The following is an 18078-nucleotide window of genomic DNA, read 5'->3' as shown; positions in this document are numbered from 1 at the left end:
TGGACAATGCTGTTCAAGGCTGGGGCGCCATATTTGCCGGGCTGCTGCTGGCGGGGTGCGTCGCTGGATCTGGCCCCCATACCGAAGACCGTCATTCCCGCGCCGGCGGGAATCGCAGGCATGTGGGGGGGTCGCCGATGCCATCGATTCCCCCCGGCGCGGGAATGCCGGATTAGAGGATGGGGCCCGAACACGCTGCCAGCGCCGCCGCGCCCGCCGCCGCGCTGTCCGCCACGCCCTACAACGCGGCGACCACCTACGCCAAGCTGGTCAAGGCCTATCCCTTCATCAAGATCGCCGATACCGTCACCAACGCCGGGACGAGCACGATCGGCGGCATCGGGTACGCCCGGCGCGGCGCGCACCTGCTGCAACTGGACCTGTACCTGCCCGCCCGGGCGGGGCGCAATCCAGGACCGTCAGCGGCGGTGGTCCTGGTGCATGGTGGCGGCTGGCGTTCCGGCGAGCGCGCCAACATGGCGCCGCTGGCCGCGCGCCTTGCCGCACGCGGCATCGCCGCCGCCGTGATCGACTACCGCCTGGCCGATGAAGCGCGCTACCCGGCCGCCATCCACGACGTCAAGGCCGCGCTGCGCTGGCTGCGCGCCAACAGCGCCGCCCACGGCATCGACCCGCAGCGCATCGCAGTGGCCGGCGGCTCGGCCGGCGGGCAAATCGCCAGCCTGGCCGGCGTCACCAACGGCATGCCGACATTCGATCCCGACGCCGCCGGCAACGCCGTCTCGAGCGCGGCCCAGGCGGTCATCAACATCGACGGCCTGTCCGATTTTACTTCTGCGGCCGCGCGTGCCAACGAAGACGACCCGCACAAAAAACCATCGGCCGCCGGTTTCTGGTTCGGCGGCAGCTACGCCGACGCGGCGCAGCTGTGGCGCGAAGCCTCGCCCACCTTCTACGTCAACCGCCGCACGCCGCCGATGCTGTTCATCGGCAGCGCGCAGGCGCGCTTTGCGGTCGGGCGCGCCGAGATGGTCGACAAAATGACAGCGGCCGGCGTCGCCACCGACGTCGTCATGTTGCCCGATTCACCTCATTCCTTCTGGCTGTTCGAACCGTGGATCGACCCCACGGCCGACGCGATCGCCGCCTTCCTGCATGCCCACCTTCCAACAACAACGAGACCAGCGCCATGACCACAACCGACTTCCTGCACCGGGCCGTGCCCTTGTTCCTGCCGCTGATCCTGCCGCTGGCGCTAAGCGCGTGCCAAGGCCCGCCGGCCACCCCGCAGCAGCCGTGGACGGCCGACCTGGGCAACGGCCAGTACCAGAACCCGATCCTGCACGCCGACTATGCCGACCCGGATGCGATCCGCGTCGGCGACACCTATTACATGACCGCGTCGAGCTTCAGCAACTCGCCCGGCCTGCCGCTGCTGCGGTCAAGCGACATGGTCAACTGGGAACTGGTCGGCCACGCGCTGCCCAGGCTGGTGCCGGAAAACGTCTTCGCCACGCCGCAGCCGGGCAAGGGCGTGTGGGCGCCGTGCCTGCGTTTTCATGACGGTCAATTCTGGATTTTTTATCCCGACCCGGACTTCGGCATCTACGTCATGACCGCCACCAGTTTCGACGGACCGTGGACGGCGCCGCACCTGCTGGCCGGCGGCAAGGGCTTGATCGACCCGACGCCGTTGTGGGACGACGATGGCAAGGCGTACCTGCTGCACGGCTGGGCCAAGAGCCGCGCCGGTTTCAATAACGTGCTGACCCTGCGCGGCATGGCGCCGGACGGGCGCAGCCTGCTCGACACCAGCGGCCAGGTCATCATCGACGGCAACAAGCTACCCAATTACAAGACGCTGGAAGGACCGAAATTCTACAAGAAGGATGGCTACTATTATGTCTTCGCGCCGGCGGGCGGGGTGGAGGAAGGCTGGCAGTCGGTGTTGCGCTCGCGCAGCATCAAGGGGCCGTACCAAGACAAGATCGTCATGGCGCAGGGCAAGTCCGGCATCAACGGTCCGCACCAGGGCGCGTGGGTGACGGCGCAGGATGGCAGCGACTGGTTCTTCCATTTCCAGGACAAGCGCGCGTACGGGCGCGTGGTGCATCTGCAGCCGATGCGCTGGAAGGATGGCTGGCCGCTGATCGGCGAGGAAGTCGACGCCAGCGGCGTGGGCCAGCCGTTCGCGCGCCATGCCAAGCCGCTGTCGGCCGGGCCGGTGCGGGTGCCGCCGGCAAGTGACGAGTTCTCCAGCGCGGCGCTGGGGCTGCAATGGCAGTGGAGCGCGAACGGCCAGCCGCAGTGGATGTCGCTGGCGGCCCGGCCCGGCCAGTTGCGCCTGCACGCGCAGCCGGGGACCAATCTGCGCGAGATGGGGTCGGTGCTGACCCAGAAACTGCCGGCGCCGGCGTTTACGGCCGACACGCGGATTGAATTGTCGGCCACGCAGGAGGGCGACCGGGCCGGGCTGGTGCTGCTGGGGATGAAGTACGCGTGGCTGGGATTGCGGCGCGCGGGGACCGGATCGCAACTGGTGCTGGGGCTGTGCGAAGGCAATGAAAATACCTGTACCGAGAAGGACCAGCTGGTGCTGCCGGTCGATGGGAATGCGGCGTACCTGCGCATGACGATGGCCGACGGCATCGCGACGTTCTCGTACAGCGTCGATAACAGCCGTTTTGTAGAGGCGGGGCAGCCGTTCAAGGCCGGCATGGGGCGCTGGGTGGGGGCGCAGATGGGTTTGTTCAGCGCCGGTGGCGCGCAGGCGCATGCGGATGTGGATTATTTCCGGGTCCGCAAACAGGAATGACAGCGCGTCGTCTCCGGCATTGCCGGAGACGACGCGCTGGCGCGATGCGCCTAAAACGCCGGATCGTTCGCCGCCATGCGCGACCGGCGCCAGCGCCACACGTTGAAGGCGGTCAGCGCGGCGGGCACGCCGATCACGACCAGCCAGGCGCTGGCATCCATGTCGCGCGTGATGACCACGCCGGCGCCAAGGGCGAACGCGATCAGGCCGCGCAGCAGGATCCAGTTGAGCTGGGCTTTTGAGTTCATTTTTTGCATGGGTCGAAGTTCGATCAAGAGGAATGCCGCTGGCGGCTGAAACAGCCCGCTAGCGTATCACGAACGCCGTTCAGGGCCCCGCTTGTTCCGCTTCCGGGCGCCATCCCCGGCCGCCATCGAAGCCGGAAAACACCGCCGCCCGGCTCGAGAGCGCGGCCGCTTCCTGCGCGCTGAGAATCACGCCGCCGGCGCGGTGCGACAGGTCCAGCGGCTTGCCGTCCAGGTCCATGCTGCCGGATTCGCGCCAGCCGCTGTGCGCTGTCGCCCTGGCCGGATTGGGCGCCGGCTCGCGCGTCGCCTCGCGCGTCGCCTCGCGCGTCGCCTCGCGCGTCGCATCGGGCTGCACGCCCTTGCCGGCCCAGCCGACCGGGGCGATATGCTCGCCCATCTTGCAATTGATGTAGGCCACATTATCCCAGGTGGCCTTTGTACCCGGGCTGCGCGCCAGGTACGTGGCGCCGGGCGCAATCTTGTTGGCCAGCGGACCCGGTCCCGGCCCATGCGTCAGCGCGCTGTTGAGGAACACGAAGCCGGGCTCAAGCGCGCTCACCGTGCGCGCCTGCACCACATAGCCACCACTGGACGGGTTGGCGCTGTCGCCGACCGAGCGCAGTTCGCTTTCTTCGAACAGGGCTGCGCGGTTGGCGCCCCAGATGAAGTCGACGTTGCCTTCGATGAGCGTGCGGTAGAACCAGGAATACCCTTTGACCTGGATCGTATCCTGCTCGCTGAAAAAGCTGGCGTTGCGCGCGATCAGGCGGCCGCTGTCGTTGTTGAAGTAGACCGTTTCAGCCTGGCCGGCGACCTGGTCGGAGCGCAGGGTGGTGTTTTTCAGGGTCAGGGTGTCGAGCGTGAGCAGGTCGGACGTTTCGACCAGCAGCAGCGCACGCCCGCCCGTCAACGATGGCGACTGCGCCGCTTGACTCACGCCCGAACCGGGGTTGTAGCCATCGTTGTTCCCATTGTGGATGAGGACGCCGTCGCGGCTTTCGCCCTTGATGGTCAGCTTGTCCTTGCCCCGGATGAACAGCATCTCGTCGTAGCGGCCGTTGTGGACGGCGATCGTGACCGGCGTGGCCTGGCCGGCGTACCGCATCGCGTGGTTCAGCGCGCCCTGTACGGTGCGAAAATCGGCCGGGCCGTCATCGTCCACGCTGAGCAGGGTGCCCGCTGGCGCGCTTGCGCGGGTGCGAAAGGTCCATCCGGCGGCGCGGCCGACACCGGCAAACGGCGCGCCCTTGATCGTCGCGTTCCCGAACACCCCCGGCTCGATCACCACGTAGTAGGCGCCGTTGTAGGCGAGGCGGTTGGCGTGCGGGCGCACGGTGGCGCTGTTGCCGTCGATGCTGATCGGCGCGCGGCGCACGTAGCGCATCTGGTCTTGGCCGGGGTAACCGATGGCCGCCACTTCAGCGCCGGGACGGATGATATCGACCAGCTTGTGGTCGGCCTGGCGGTAGATGCGCACCGAACCGGTGCTGCCGAGGCGCGGCGGCTGGTCGAAGCGCAGGCGCAGCAGGGTGTCGGGCTGGACCGCCTCGGCGCGGGCGGGCGGGGAGATCGCGCCGTCGAGGTCGATCCGGTACGCGGCCGGTGGCGCGAAGGCGGGCGCGATGTGCGCGTCGATGATGCTCTGTACGCCCGGATCGGCGACGCTGGCGACGATCAGGCTGGCGCTGCCGGGCTTTTTGGGCGTGACGACGATGCCGCTGCCGCGCACGCTGGCGCTGGCCACGGCCGGGTTGCTGGAACGGACGGTGAAAGGCGCCGGCGTGACGCCGTCGCCGTTGAATGCGCTGATGGCCAAGGTCGACGGCGGATCGCCGGCCTGGGCCTGAAAGCTGCTGGCGGCGACGGCCGGCGCGATGCGCATGGGTTGATGGGTCGGGTCGCCGACCCGGATCGCGTCGAGCTCAAAGCCTTTGCCGCTGCTGTAGACGCCGAGCGCGCCGGGGATGGCCGAGCCGGGCACGGTGGCGGTGGTCAGTTTTTCGCCATTGAGGTAGACGCTGAGCGCCTCGCCGATCATCTCGAAGCGGACGGTGAGAAAGCGGCCTGCGCTGGGGATGGTGCGTTTGACCTGTTTCAGGCGGCCGAGTTTGGCGTCCTGCTGGCGCACGATGTCAATCTGAACGGTGGGGCTGGCGTCGCTCATCTGCAGTCCGGCGCCGAGCCAGTGACTGGCGTCGACATGACGGCCGAGCAAGTACAACTGGCCGGGCGGGCCGGGCATGGCGCGCACGCGTGCCTCGACAAAATAGTCGGCGGCGGGCGCCACGTCGGTGAACAGGGTGCGCACCGCGGCCGGCCCCTGGTCCAGACGAAGCGCCTTGGGCGCTGTTGCCCCCGTCTTCAGCACACCGGGGTCTGACCTCGAAACATTGCTAATTAAAGCTCTGACCCCGGTTGTAGGAGGTTTTACCTGTGTTTCAGCCATTGTGGCAGTTGGCAGCAGCATGGCGAGGAGCAGAGGGGAGGTCAGACGCTGGGACATGGCTCGGGACTCAGAGTGAAAAGGGATACGCGACATGTGCATCCCCACCGGGGTCAGAGCTTTAACTTGAAACATTTCTAATTAAAGCTCTGACCCCGGTTGGTGGCTTATGGCTCGGGGGCGAAGGCGGGACGCAGGGCGGGGATCTGGCGCCGCAGCTCGCTTGCGACCATGCCGGAAAACAGGGCCGCGCCTTTGGCGCCGACGTGGGTGCGGTCGAAGCTGGTTTTCGGCGTGCCTTGCGGTTCGACCGCCGCACCCGGCGCGGCCATTACCGGCGCCGCAGCGGGGGCCGGCGGCGGCGCTTGCGCCAGGGTGTCGGCTTCGGTTGACCCCATCGCTTGCACCGCGTCGGCGCTGATCCTGTTCAGGTCGACAAGTAATGTGCCAGTCTCTTTCGCCACGCGCCGCACTTCGGATGCCCACGGGCCGAGGTCGTCGCGCAAGTACGCACCCTTGAAGCTGCGCCGCGTCAGCGGCGTGACCAGCACCGGCACGCCGCCGAGCGCGCGCGCTTCGCTCACGTAACGGGCGATGTTTTGCGGGAATTGGGTCACCAGGTCGGTCGAGCGCCCCGGCTTGCCCGGCTGGTCGTTGTGGCCGAACTGGATCAGCACGTAGCTGGCGCTGTACGCCGCGCCGTCGCGCAGCAGCGCTTGCACCTCGTCCCAGCGCCCTTCGGCGCGAAAGCTGCCGGAGCTGCGTCCGCCACGCGCCAGGTTGATGCAGGCCGCGCCGGCGCGCAGGCGCTGGCACAGGGCGTCGCCGTAGCCGGAGCGGGTCGCCATGGTCGAGTCGCCGACCAGGATGAGGCGCGCCGGCCTGGCCGCTTCAGCGGCCGCATGCGCGGGCGCCGCAGCCGCCAGCGCCAGGCCAGCGGCTGCCATCAGAAAGGAAAATGGCGCCATCATCCGAAGGTGTAGTGGACGCGCACGTTGTAGGCGCGGCCGATCGGCTTGGCGATGTTTTGCGCGAACACCACGCGCGAACTCAAACGCTGGTTCGACAGCGGCGGGTCGACATCGAGCAGGTTGTTCACGCCAACCGTGAACTTGAGCCGCTTGTTCCAGGCGTAGTTGGCGCTCAGGTTGTACAGGATGTAGGGCTCGATCTCGTTGTAGAAGGGCTGGCCCGGCTTCTGGCTCGGCAAGGCGTTGGTGTCGATGTAGCGCGAGGTGTACGACTGGGTCAGCTGGGTGCCGAAGCCGCCGCGGCTCCACGACAGGCGCAGGTTGTGCTTCCATTTGAAGACGTAGGTGTTGGCGGAGGTGGCGCCGGTCGAGAGCGCGCCCGGTTTGCCGACGCTGTCGATCCAGTCGCCGCCTTCTTCGTTCTGGCCTTCGTATTTGTTGACGCAGGTGCCGTCGAAGGACATGCCGAAGCGCCCCATGCTGGCGGTCGGCAGGGTGTAGTTCAGGCTGGCGTCGATGCCCTGGGTGCGCAGGCCGCCCATGTTCAGGCGCGTCTTGGTGATGTAGGCCAGGGTGCCGTCGGCATTGCGTACGAACAGCTTGTTGTATTTGTTGACGTCGCCGAAGATCGTGTCTTCGGCAATCTGCGCGATCGTGCCTTTCATTTCGACGTTCCAGAAGTCGAGCGAGGCGACCAGGTTCTTGAGCGGTTCGATCACGATCCCGGCGCTGAAGGTCTTGGACTTTTCCGGCTCCAGGTTGGGGTTGGCGCCGGTCAGCACCGTCAGGGTGCTGCCGCAAACCTTGGCCGGGTCCAGGTTCAGGCCCGCGTACTTCGGATCGGTGGTGAGCGCGCCGGTGCCGCTCACGCCGGGCTTGGCGCTCGGGCACAGCAGCGGGTCATCCCACTTGGCGGTGGACGGCACGCGCGTTTGCGGGGTGCCGTACAGCTCGGGCAGGGTCGGGGCGCGGAATCCGGTGCTGGCGGTGGCGCGCAGCATCAGGGCCTTCGATGGCTCGTAGCGCACGCTGGCCTTGGGGTTGACGGTGGTGCCGACGTCGCTGAAGCGGTCGGCGCGCACGGCCAGGTTCAGGTTGAGCCGCTTGGTGAACGGCGCGTCCAGTTCCAGGTAGGTGCCGAGCACGGTGCGCGCGCCATGCGGGTAGCGCTTGGGCGTGCCGGAGACTTTGTAGGCCACCGCGTCGCCGATGTCGCCGGAGGCGTCGCGGTAGGTTTCGCGGTGCAGGTCGGCGCCGACGGCGAGCGCCAGCGCGCCGCCGCCTAAGGTCGTCAGTTCGCGGTTCAGGGTCAGGTCGGGGCCGTAGTAGTGGACTTCGGCGCGACGGTTGACCAGGCCATCGGCGGAGATGCTTTCCAGGTAGGCTTGGCCGGCTGCGTCCTGCGCACCAAAAGGGTTGAGCACGCCGTCGGCCACGCCCTTGTACAGCTCGGGCGTGCGCAGGTAGCCGCTCAGGAATTTGACCGTGCGCTTGCTGTAGGCATAGTTAAAGCCGGCCTTGTAGTCCCAGCCCTTGAACTGGCCTTCTTCGGTGAGCACCAGGCGGTGGCTGTTCTGGCGGTCGTCGGTGATGGCCGGGCCGAGTTCGTCCAGGCTCCAGGTGAGCGCAAGGTCGGCGCCGTTCAGGCCGGCCACGGCGGGCACGCCGCCCGCGCCCCCGGGATACCATGTGCTGGCCTTGGTGATCATCAAGGGCTTCCTCAGGCCGGGGTTGGGCTTGTCGTAGTCGGTCTGGGCGCCGAACGGCTGCGGCGGATTGAGGGCGTCGATGTAGGATTCGGAGCTGAGCAGTTCGAGGGTCAGCATGTTGCCGTCGCCGTGGCGCAGGCTGCCCTTGGTCAGCAGGGTGGTTTGCTTGTTGTCGGCCAGAAGTTGCGGATACAGGTTCGGGTCGAGCACGCAGGTCTTGCTGCCGGCGCCGCCCGGCTTGGTCGAGGGGATGCTGTACTGGCCCTGGTACGGGGCGACGCAGCCGGCGCCGAAATACGGGTTGCCGGTGACGCTGGTCGGCTTGCCGTTGGCGTAGACGGTGTAATTGGCCGGCGCCGACGAGGAACCGGAGGTGTTGCTGGTAAACGCCGTGCCGCCGAGGCGGGCGATGTCGTCCGGGTCGCTGATGTTGGGACGGTCGCGCTGCATCAGGGCGCTGCGTTTCTGGGTGTCGAAGGCGGCGTAGACGTTCCAGCCATCCTTGGCCAGGTCGCCGGTCCCGCTGGTCAGGCTCAAGCGCCGCTGCGCGCCGCCGCCGCTGCGTTCGGGCGCCATGACGCTGGCGCTGGCGGTGGTGTCGGTGATGGCGCGCTTGGTGATGAAGTTGACCACGCCGGCAATCGCATCGGTGCCGTAGATGGCCGAGGCGCCGTCGCGCAGCACGTCGACCCGTTCGATGGCGCTCATGGGGATGACGTCGACGTTGATCGCGCTGTCGCCAATGGCTTGGCCAGGCGCCGGCCGTTGAGCAGGACCAGGGTGCGGTTGGTGTTCAGGCCGCGCAGATTGATCATGGTGCCGCCGCCGCCACCGCCGACCGGTTCGTTGGTCGCGCCGGCGGTGAGCGAGGTGGCCACTTCGGACATCGTGGTCAGGCCGCGGTTGACCAGGTCGTCGGCCTTGATGGTGGTCAGGGGCAGGGCGTTTTCACTGGCCAGGCGCTTGATGGAGGAGCCGGTGACGTCGATCCGGGTCATGCCGCCGTCGCCCTGCCGGGCCGAGGCCTGGTTCATCAGGGCCAGGAGCGCGATGGCGATGGAGGAAAGCAGCAGCGTCGGTTGCGGGAACCTGGGAGGTGTGGGCACGGCGTGTCTCCTGATTTGAATTGCTTTTATGGTTAGGTCAATTCTAATTTGGCCTGACCAATTAATCAAGGTGGACTTGCCAATCTGTTGCCGTTAGCTCGTCGTTCCCGCGCAGGCGGGAAGCAAAGTTGGTCGATACGCGCCGCTGGCGGCAGCGCAAACCTGGGTTCCCGCCTGCGCGGGAACGACGAGGTGGTGGTGAGGGAGGGGGGGGGCAGGTCGAGGTGGCGCTGCTGGTCGGCCGCGACTCGGGTGTACGACTAGCCGCGCGAGAACGTCCTTGTCACGCGCTCCAGGTGCGCGCGCATGGCCTGGCGCGCGCCGGCCACATCGTGCGAGGCGATCGCCTCGAGAATCTTGCGGTGGTCGGTCAAGGTGGTCACGCGCAAATCCTCGGTCTGGAAGTGCTCCTTGAGCTTGTGCCACAAGCTGCCGCGCTGGTTCCACAGATAATCGACCACGCCGACCAGCGCCGTATTGCCGGTGGCGCGTGCGATCGCCAGGTGAAAATTGCGGTCGGCCTGCTCGTTGCTGGCGCGGTCTTCGTGATGGTGTTCCATCTCCAGCACCGCCGTCAAGATCGCGTCGATCGCCGAATCGGTGGCCATCTTGGCCGCCAGCGCTGCCACTTCGGACTCGATCATGCGGCGCGCGGCCAGCACTTCGAACGGGCCTGGCCCGACTTCGGGCACATCGGCCTGCGCCGTGGCTTGTTCGCTGACATACACGCCCGAGCCGCCGCGCACTTCCACAATGCCGCTCAGTTCGAGCACGATCAGCGCTTCGCGCAGCGAGGCCCGGCTCACGCTCAGCTTGGCGGCCAGGTCGCGCTCGGCCGGGAGGCGCTCGCCGGCCTTGATGCTCTCGTCGCGGATCAGTGCCTGGATGCGGGTGGCCACGACACGGTACAGGCGCGGCTCAGCCGAGGTCGATTCTTGCGGCGCAGAGGGTTTCTTCATTGATTATGTGGATCCGGGGTAAGGCGTGAGGGAGGCGTTTACATGCTCGCCTGATTTTAGTTTGGTATGGCCAATGTTGCAAGGCTCCCCCACCGGTGCGCTACCAGTTCGATTCCCGCTCCGGTGTCGATGAAATGTGGTGGATCGACAAATCGGCGCCCTGGAATTCCTGCTCCGGGTCGAGCCGCAAGCCCATCGTCTTTTTCAGCACGCCATACACCAGGTAGCCGCCGGCGAGCGCGATGGCCACGCCCAGCGCGGTGCCGGCCAGTTGCGACATGAACGCCACCCCGCCCATGCCGCCCAGGCTTTTCAGCCCGAAGATGCCGGCCGCGATGCCGCCCCAGGTGCCGCACAGGCCGTGCAGCGGCCACACGCCGAGCACGTCGTCGATCTTCCAGCGGTTTTGCGTGAGGGTGAACATGGCCACGAAAATCGCGCCGGCAATGGCGCCGGTGGCCAGCGCGCCGAGCGGATGCATCAGGTCCGAGCCGGCGCACACGGCCACCAGCCCGGCCAGCGGGCCGTTGTAGGTAAAGCCGGGATCGTTCTTGCCCAGTACCAGCGCGGCCAGGGTGCCGCCGACCATGGCCATGAGCGAATTGACGGCGACCAGGCCGTTCATCTTGTCGAGCGTTTGCGCACTCATGACGTTAAAGCCGAACCAGCCCACCGCCAGGATCCAGGCGCCCAGCGCGAGAAAGGGAATCGAGGAGGGCGGATGGGCGGCGATGGCGCCGTTGCGCCCGTAACGCCCGCGGCGCGCACCGAGCAGCAGCACGGCGGGCAGGGCGATCCAGCCGCCCACGGCATGCACCACGACTGACCCGGCAAAGTCGTGGAACGCGGCCCCGAAGGCGAGTTTCAGCGCCGCCTGGATGCCGAAGCGCTGGTTCCAGGCAATGCCTTCGAACAGGGGATACACGAAGCCGACCAGCAAGGCGGTGGCGATCAGCTGGGGATGGAACCTGGCGCGCTCGGCAATGCCGCCCGAGACAATCGCCGGAATGGCGGCGGCGAAGGTGAGCAAGAAGAAGAATTTGACCAGCTCGTAGCCGTTGCGCTCGGCCAGCACGTCGGCGCTGGCGAAAAAATTGACGCCGTAGGAAATGCCGTAGCCGATGAAAAAATAGGCGATCGTCGAGACGGCAAAGTCGGCCAGGATCTTGACCAGGGCGTTGACCTGGTTCTTCTTTCTCACCGTGCCCAGTTCCAGAAAAGCGAAGCCGGCGTGCATCGCCAGGATCATGATGGCGCCGAGCAAGATAAACAGTGCGTCGGCGGCGTGGCTGCTTGCGTTCATTGGACGATTCCCGATAAAGGTGCATGGAAGTAGTGATGTACGTGATGTAAGCAATAATCGTTCCATTTTGGTGCGTCGATCCAAGTGCCTGATTTTGAGGGGGAAAGGATGATACGGGCGCGGCTGGCGGCGAGCGCTGCACCACGGCGGCGCATCCGTTTTGGTGCAGCTCAGCCGCGCGTATCGTGGCGGCGCAGCAGGCGGTCGAACTGGACGGCCGTGAGCGGCCGCGAAAACAGGTAGCCCTGGCCGAAATCGCAACCGGCGCCGGTCAGCAGGTCGCGCTGTTCCTGCGTTTCGACGCCCTCGGCGATGACTTTGATGCCGAGCTTGTGGCCCATGACGACGATCGCTTCGCACAAGGCCAGGTCGTCCGAGCCGGCCACCATCTTGAGCACGAAGGATTGGTCGATCTTCAGATAGTCGATGTGGAATTTTTTCAGGTAGGACAAGGAAGAATAGCCGGTGCCGAAGTCGTCGAGCGACATCTGGATGCCGCTTTCGCGAAACGACAGCAATTGTTCGTGGATGCTGTGGGTCGATTCCATGAGCATGCCTTCGGTAATTTCGACCACGATTTCGGTGCCGGCGTAGCGCCCCAGCACCGGATGGCTGCGCAGATGCGGCGCATGCAAGGGTTGCCCGTTGCCGCATGACTGGCGGCGGAACTGGGCTGGCGACATGTTGACGCTGATCTGGAATTCCGGATCGATGTTGCCGCGCCAGCGCATGGCCTGGTGGAACGCTTGCTGGAACACCCACTCGCCGATGCCGACGATGAGGCCCGATTCCTCGGCCAGCGGAATGAATTCGGCCGGGCTGACCGCGCCGCGCTGGGGATGCTCCCAGCGCAGCAGCGCTTCGGCTTTGCGGATGCGCCCGCTGGAAAGGTCGACGATGGGCTGGTACAGCACCCGCAACTGGCCCTGCGCGAGCGCGGCGCGCAGGTCGTTCAGGGTGCGCATCTTGTTCTGCGCGGCACGCTGCATGGCGGGCATGAAGTAGCTGAACTGGTTGCGCCCGCGATTCTTGGCCGCGTACATGGCCTGGTCGGCGTTCTTGAGCAAGGTGTCGACGTCGGTGGCGTCGTGCGGGAACAGGGTGATGCCGATCGAGCCGGACAGGTACAGCGTTTCGGCCCCGATGACGAAGGGTTTGGCGAGCGCGGCCAGCATGGCGTGGGCGACCCGCTCGACGCTGTCGAGGTCGTCGAGCTCGCCGAGGATGACGGTGAATTCGTCGCCGCCCAAGCGCGCCACGGTGTCGGCCTGGCGGAGGCAGGATGACAGGCGCGCCGCCACCTCGCGCAGCAGCTTGTCGCCGGTATCGTGGCCGAGGGTGTCGTTGACTTCCTTGAAGTGGTCGATGTCGATGAACATCAGCGCCAGCGGCAGCTTGGAGCGGTGCGACTTGCGCAGTTCGTGCGTGAGCCGGTCGTGGAACATGCTGCGGTTGGGCAAGCCGGTGAGGAAGTCGAAGTTGGCCTGGCGCCAGATGGTGTCTTCCGCCAGTTTCTGGTCGGTGATGCCGGAAAACATATTCACGCGGAACTTCACCTGGCCGCGTTCGTCGTAGATGGTGTCGATGCGCAGCCATTCGGCGCATTCGTCGCCGTTCTTGTGACGCGTCCACACCCGGCCCTGCGCGTGGCCCGATTTTTCCAGGCGCTGCAGCAATTCGCCGTTGTGCTCCCGGCCCGGCACGCCGGCCAGCAGCATGCGGGCCGGCTGGCCAATCAGCTCCGGCTCGGCGTAGCCGGAGAGGCGGATAAACGCGGGATTGACGGCGACGATGCGCTCGTCCGGCGCGGTGATCATGATCGCTTCGCCGATGGCCTCGTACACCATGGCCGACAGGTTCAGCGCGCGCTCGGTCTTTTTCCATTCGCTGATGTCGGTCGAAATGCCGATCACGCCGATCAGGCGGCCCTGGTCGTCGCGGATCGGCGAGTCGGTCACGTGCATGGGAAAGGTGGTGCCGTCGCGGTTACGCACCAGAAATTCGCCCGACCAGCTGCCGCCGGCCTGTAATCGCACCATGATCTGGGCGGCGCGTTCGGCGGACGTCTCGGCCGGCACCAGGTCGACGATGTTGCGGCCCATTGCCTCGGCGGCCGCCCAGCCGTAGAGCTTTTCGGCGAACGGGTTCCAGTACAGGATAGTGCCGGGCACGTCTGTGGCGATGACGGCTTGCTCGACCGAGGCCAGCAGGCTGGCCTGGAACTGGATCTGGCGTTCGCAGCGTTTGAGCGTGGTGATGTTGTCATGCACCAGCACCACGGCCGGCGCCCCCTCATGGTCGAGCGCGCTGATCTTGAGGCAAAACCAGCGCGGCTCGTGCGGGGCGTCGCAGGGATAGTCGAAGGTGGCGCTGCGGCAGCGGCCGGCCAGGATGTCGCGCACCAGGGAGGCGACCCGGGCGGCGTCGCCACAGCCGGACAAGGCGGCGCGGTCGCACACATCGAGGTAGTTGATGCCTTCGCACACGCGCAGCGGATCGCCGCCGTTGGCGAGCGCGAAGTCGCGCCAGGCCTTGTTGGCCGATACGATCATGCCGCGCTGGTCGATCACGACAATGTGCTCCAGCAAGGCGTCGATCGTGATGGCGGAGAGGGAGTGGGATAGGGCCGCTAGCATCGTTGCATGGTGTTCCTGCGGGGAGAGGAGGAGCTCGCCCGAGCCCACCAAACATATAAGACACGCATGCTGCAAGAAAGTGCCTGTGTTGAGCCAAATTATTTCGCCAACGACGTATTGAGCCCTTGGGCGCGGCGCTGGTGATGAATTAATTGATTGAGAGAACGTACTGAGCGCAGCCTGTGTATAGTGCCCGCTGGACAATTCCATCAACCCCCATCCAGCGCCTGGATGTCGCCCGCGTTTCCCGATGAAGCAGTTTCGATTGTCCGGCGCCGGCGGCGCCCGTCACGCAAGACTACGGTGGCTGGCGCTGCTGGCCCTGTGTACGCTGCATGTCGCGCAGGCGCAAGGCGCGCTGGCGCTGGCGCCGGCCGCCGGGACGCCGGCCGCCATCACGCAGGCTGCCCGCAGCGCGGCGCCGCCCAAGCCGCCGCCGGAGGCCGAACTTGCCGTGCCTTCGGTCACGGTCGAAGGCGAGCGCCCGGGCAACCGCATCGACCGCCAGGTCTATGACATCAAGGCGGACGTGAGCACGAGCAACGGCTCGGCGGCGGATGCGCTGGGCAATGTGCCATCGGTGGCGGTCGATCCGGACGGCAGCGTCAGCCTGCGCGGCAACAACACTGTGCAGATCCTGATCGATGGCAAGCCGTCGGCCATGTTGCAGGGCGAGAACCGTGGTGCGGCGCTGGCCGCGACGATCGCGTACAGCAAGCGCAGCAACGACCAGCACGGGCGCGACCACGATGCGAACCACAGCGCGACGGGCGAACTGGACAGCGATGTCACGCGCACGAGCGAGCGCAGCGGCAGTAGCGAGAGCAATAGCTGGGGTGTGCGCGGCGAGCACAAGGGCGATGCCGACGGCGAACTGTTCAAGATGGACCTGCGCGTATCGTCGAGCAGCAACCGCAACGACAGCGCCTACGCGCATCGTTATGCCTACGACCGCGAGGGCAGGCAGCGCGCGTTCAGCCGCCAGGGCAGCGGCACCCGCAACCGGGTGACCGATTTCACCGGCGACTACGAGCGCCCGGTGGATGCGGCCATGCTCAAGCTCGGCTACAAACTGGCGCGCAACGCCGGCAGCGTCGACGCGCGCTACGTCAACATCGATGCGCTCACCATGGACGAGACCGATAACGCGGCGCGCAGCAAGCGCTTCGAGCTCGACGAAACCACGGCCGCGCTGTACGGCTCGTGGCAATGGCGGGTGGACGAACGCTGGGGCGTGCTGGGCGGCTTGCGGGCCGAATATACCCAGCGCGATATCCGCCAATTGACGGCGCGCACGGCAGCACGCAACGATTACCTGAGCACGATCCCGAGCTTCTTTATCAGTTACAAGGCATCCGACCAGAGCACCGTGCGGCTGTCTTATGCGCATCGCATCGTGTGTCCGGCGGCGGGCGACCTCAATCCCTGGTGTACCGGGATGAACTCAATGTCTCGTCGGGCAATCCGGGATTGCTGCCGTCGGAGACCGATTCGATCGAGCTCGGCCTCGATGCCACTGTGGGGCCGGTGGCGACCAACCTGCGCGCGTTTTTGCGCAAGGAACACGACCTGATTTCCGAGCGGCGCTATTTTATTGGCGAAAACGTGCTCCTGACCACGCGCGACAACGGCGGCAGCCGCCAGTCGGGCGGGCTGGAGTTCAGCCTGAGCGGAAAGGTCGGCAAGATCTTGTCGCTGAGCACCTGCGGGAATGGGGGATATAGCGAGCAGGCATACCTGAACAGCGGCGGTGCGGCAGTGAGGCGCTCGGCCACCTCGCTCAACGTGCGCGGGCGCATCAATTATCAGGTGAGTGCGGCGGATCAGTTGCAGGTAGTGCTCAACAGGCAGGGCAAGACCTTGATCGGGCAAGGCGTTCGGGAGCCGAATGCGACGCTCAATCTCAGCTACCGGCACAGCCTGACGGCGCGCTTGAATGTGGTGCTGAACGTGACGGATGTGTTCGATTCGAACAAGGCACAGACGCGGATCGACAGCGACATCCTGCGCGAAAGCAACCTGCGGCGCTACGATGGGCGGCTGATCTACGTGGGATTGTCGTACCGGCTGGGCGGGGTGACGCCGGGCGGGCGCCGTCCCGGCGCCTGAACACCTCCGGTGTCACCTCCGGTGTCAGGTCTGACAATCGGACACGGCCTCTGTCACCTCCGGTGTCAGGTCTGACAATCGGACACGGCCTCGGCATTTCCAGGCAGTTGTGTCACCTCCGGTGTCAGGTCTGACAATCGGACACGGCCTCGGCATTTCCAGGCAGTTGTGTCACCTCCGGTGTCAGGTCTGACAATCGGACACGGCCTCGGCATTTCCAGGCAGTTGGGCGCTCCTTGGATTGTCCAGCTCGTGTCCGATTGTCAGACCTGACACCGGGGTGGGGTTATTTGGGGGCGCTCAGGCAGGTTTTCATGAACGCCTTGCGCTCGTCGCCCTTTTTACCCGCCGCCTCGGCATTGCAGGTCTTCATTTTGTTCTGCTGCGGCGTGGCGGCCGGGGCCGCCGGCTTGGCGCTCAGGCAGTCCTTCATGAAGGCTTTGCGCTCGTCGCCCTTTTTGCCACTGGCGTCGGCGTTGCAGCTCACCATCTTGTTCTGCTGCGCCGACTTGGCCGCCGGCGCCGCTGTCTCGGGCGCAGCGAAGGCGGCACTGGTGAAGGCCAGCAGGGCGCAGCTCATCAACATCTTGTTCATCATGATCGTCCTCAGGTTGTTGGATTGTTCCGACTTGCAACAAGGTAAATATACGACAGATGCCATGCTCGCCGCGACTTTTTCTTGCGCCAGGCGCTTTTTGGGGTGCTTCCAACTGTCCATGATTTGAAGCGGTATAATTGATTTTTCACGGTTCACAAGCGGTTCAACATGAAGGATGGCGCCATGAATGAACTTTCTTCCGATCACGATACGGTGCGCTCCGATGACACCGGCGCTTACCGCAGCGGGGTGGCCGCGCGCCTCGCCGGCTTGCCCGTCGAAACCTTGCGGGTGTGGGAGCGACGTTATGGCGTGTCGACGCCGCAACGTTCGGCGCGTGGGCAACGTTTGTATTCGAGCGCCCAGGTGCGCAGGCTGAGCCTGATCAAGCAGTTGGTCGACCAGGGCCATCCGATCGGCGCCATGGCCCATTTGCCGCTGGAACAGCTCCAGCACCTGGCCGAGCCTTTGGAAACCGATGCCGGGGCCAGCGGCCCGATCCGGGTCGCGGTGGTGGGTGCGGGACTGGCGCGCCAGTTGAGCGCCGGCGGGCGCGCGCTGCTCACGCTCGATGTGCGCCATTCTTGCGCACGGCTGGACGAGGCGCCTGCCGCCCTGCGCGGCGTGGGCGCCGACGTGCTGCTGATCGAATTGTCGGAACTGGACGATGCGGCCCTGCCGCTGGTGGCGGCGGCGCGCCTGGCGTGCGGCACGCCGGCGGTGGTGGTGCTGTACCGCTTTTGCGCCAGCGCCACGATCCGCCACCTGCGCGCGCTCGGTTGCCTGGTGGCGCGCGCGCCGTCCGACATGGCCGAGGTAGCATTGCTGTGCCAGGTGGCCTTGCCGTCCCGGCGCGCGCAGCTTGCCGCGCCGCCCCGCGCGCCGCTGGCGCAGCGCGCCGACACTGTGGCGCCGCGCCGGCTGGATGACCAGGCCCTGGCGGACCTGGCGGCGGCCAGCAACAGCGTGATATGCGAATGTCCGCGTCACCTGGCCGATATTTTGCTGATGATCGGCAGTTTTGAGCGTTACAGTATGCAGTGCGGAGCGCGCAATCCGGGCGACGCGGCCTTGCACCAGGAGTTGGGGCAGGCCGCGGCGCAAGCGCGCACCTTGCTGGAACATGCATTGGAACGGCTGGCGCGGGCCGAAGGCTTGCCGCTGCCGGATGGGCTGGCGTGAGCCGGGCCGCCATTTTTATCTTTTTAAACAGGAATTGA

Annotated in this window: 12 protein-coding genes and 1 pseudogene; 4 read left to right on the top strand and 9 right to left on the bottom strand. The window is 66.3% G+C overall.

Going from position 1 to position 18078, the window contains the following annotated elements; all coding sequences use genetic code 11:
- The first annotated feature begins 179 nt into the window (after window positions 1–179).
- A complete protein-coding gene (locus F1735_RS02400) occupies window positions 180–1154 on the top strand; it encodes an alpha/beta hydrolase (RefSeq protein WP_167235429.1) in 975 nt (324 codons plus the stop codon).
- Window positions 1151–2776 (top strand): glycoside hydrolase family 43 protein, encoded by a 1626-nt coding sequence (locus F1735_RS02395; protein ID WP_167235428.1) that lies wholly within the window; start codon window positions 1151–1153, stop codon window positions 2774–2776. Before F1735_RS02400 ends, F1735_RS02395 begins: the two co-directional genes overlap by 4 nt.
- A gap of 50 nt (window positions 2777–2826) precedes the next feature.
- Here the strand turns inward: F1735_RS02395 and F1735_RS02390 are convergent, their stop codons facing one another.
- The 8 genes from F1735_RS02390 to F1735_RS02355 all read right to left on the bottom strand — a co-directional run bounded on the left by F1735_RS02390 (window position 2827) and on the right by F1735_RS02355 (window position 14151).
- Window positions 2827–3024 carry a hypothetical protein gene (locus tag F1735_RS02390; protein WP_167235427.1) on the bottom strand — a complete coding sequence of 66 codons (198 nt, stop codon included), beginning with the start codon at window positions 3022–3024 and terminating at the stop codon, window positions 2827–2829.
- A 79-nt stretch (window positions 3025–3103) separates the two neighbouring features.
- Window positions 3104–5392 carry a pectinesterase family protein gene (locus tag F1735_RS02385; RefSeq protein ID WP_167235426.1) on the bottom strand — a complete coding sequence of 763 codons (2289 nt, stop codon included), beginning with the start codon at window positions 5390–5392 and terminating at the stop codon, window positions 3104–3106.
- A gap of 242 nt (window positions 5393–5634) precedes the next feature.
- Entirely contained in the window at window positions 5635–6435 is an 801-nt protein-coding gene (locus F1735_RS02380; protein WP_229505588.1) for a rhamnogalacturonan acetylesterase, read from the bottom strand.
- Window positions 6435–8855, bottom strand: coding sequence for a TonB-dependent receptor domain-containing protein (locus F1735_RS02375; RefSeq protein ID WP_167235502.1), 2421 nt, complete (start codon window positions 8853–8855; stop codon window positions 6435–6437). The genes F1735_RS02380 and F1735_RS02375 overlap by 1 nt, the downstream gene beginning before the upstream one ends.
- Window positions 8852–9253, bottom strand: coding sequence for a TonB-dependent receptor plug domain-containing protein (locus tag F1735_RS37370; RefSeq protein WP_167235424.1), 402 nt, complete (start codon window positions 9251–9253; stop codon window positions 8852–8854). The genes F1735_RS02375 and F1735_RS37370 overlap by 4 nt, the downstream gene beginning before the upstream one ends.
- Window positions 9254–9513: 260 nt before the next feature.
- The gene (locus tag F1735_RS02365) at window positions 9514–10212 is read right to left on the bottom strand and encodes a FadR/GntR family transcriptional regulator (protein ID WP_166896455.1); all 699 of its coding nucleotides are present in this window, start codon (window positions 10210–10212) and stop codon (window positions 9514–9516) included.
- A 100-nt stretch (window positions 10213–10312) separates the two neighbouring features.
- Window positions 10313–11515 carry an ammonium transporter gene (locus tag F1735_RS02360; protein ID WP_167235423.1) on the bottom strand — a complete coding sequence of 401 codons (1203 nt, stop codon included), beginning with the start codon at window positions 11513–11515 and terminating at the stop codon, window positions 10313–10315.
- Window positions 11516–11685: 170 nt separating this feature from the next.
- Window positions 11686–14151: a sensor domain-containing protein gene (locus F1735_RS02355; RefSeq protein ID WP_167235422.1), complete on the bottom strand. Its 2466-nt coding sequence runs from the start codon at window positions 14149–14151 to the stop codon at window positions 11686–11688.
- A 250-nt stretch (window positions 14152–14401) separates the two neighbouring features.
- Here F1735_RS02355 and F1735_RS37365 point away from each other — a divergent pair.
- Window positions 14402–16260: pseudogene (locus F1735_RS37365) on the top strand (outer membrane beta-barrel family protein).
- 286 nt (window positions 16261–16546) lie between these two features.
- Here the strand turns inward: F1735_RS37365 and F1735_RS02340 are convergent.
- Window positions 16547–16855, bottom strand: coding sequence for a PsiF family protein (locus F1735_RS02340; RefSeq protein ID WP_167235419.1), 309 nt, complete (start codon window positions 16853–16855; stop codon window positions 16547–16549).
- A gap of 186 nt (window positions 16856–17041) precedes the next feature.
- Here F1735_RS02340 and F1735_RS02335 point away from each other — a divergent pair, with 186 nt between their 5' ends.
- The gene (locus tag F1735_RS02335) at window positions 17042–18040 is read left to right on the top strand and encodes a MerR family transcriptional regulator (RefSeq protein ID WP_167235418.1); all 999 of its coding nucleotides are present in this window, start codon (window positions 17042–17044) and stop codon (window positions 18038–18040) included.
- Window positions 18041–18078 lie beyond the last annotated feature (38 nt).

The organism is Massilia genomosp. 1 (assembly GCF_011682185.1).
GTDB classification, from domain to species: domain Bacteria; phylum Pseudomonadota; class Gammaproteobacteria; order Burkholderiales; family Burkholderiaceae_D; genus Telluria_A; species Telluria_A rubra.
The sequence above is the reverse complement of the archived record's forward strand: the minus strand, read 5'-3'. Positions and strand labels throughout refer to the sequence as shown.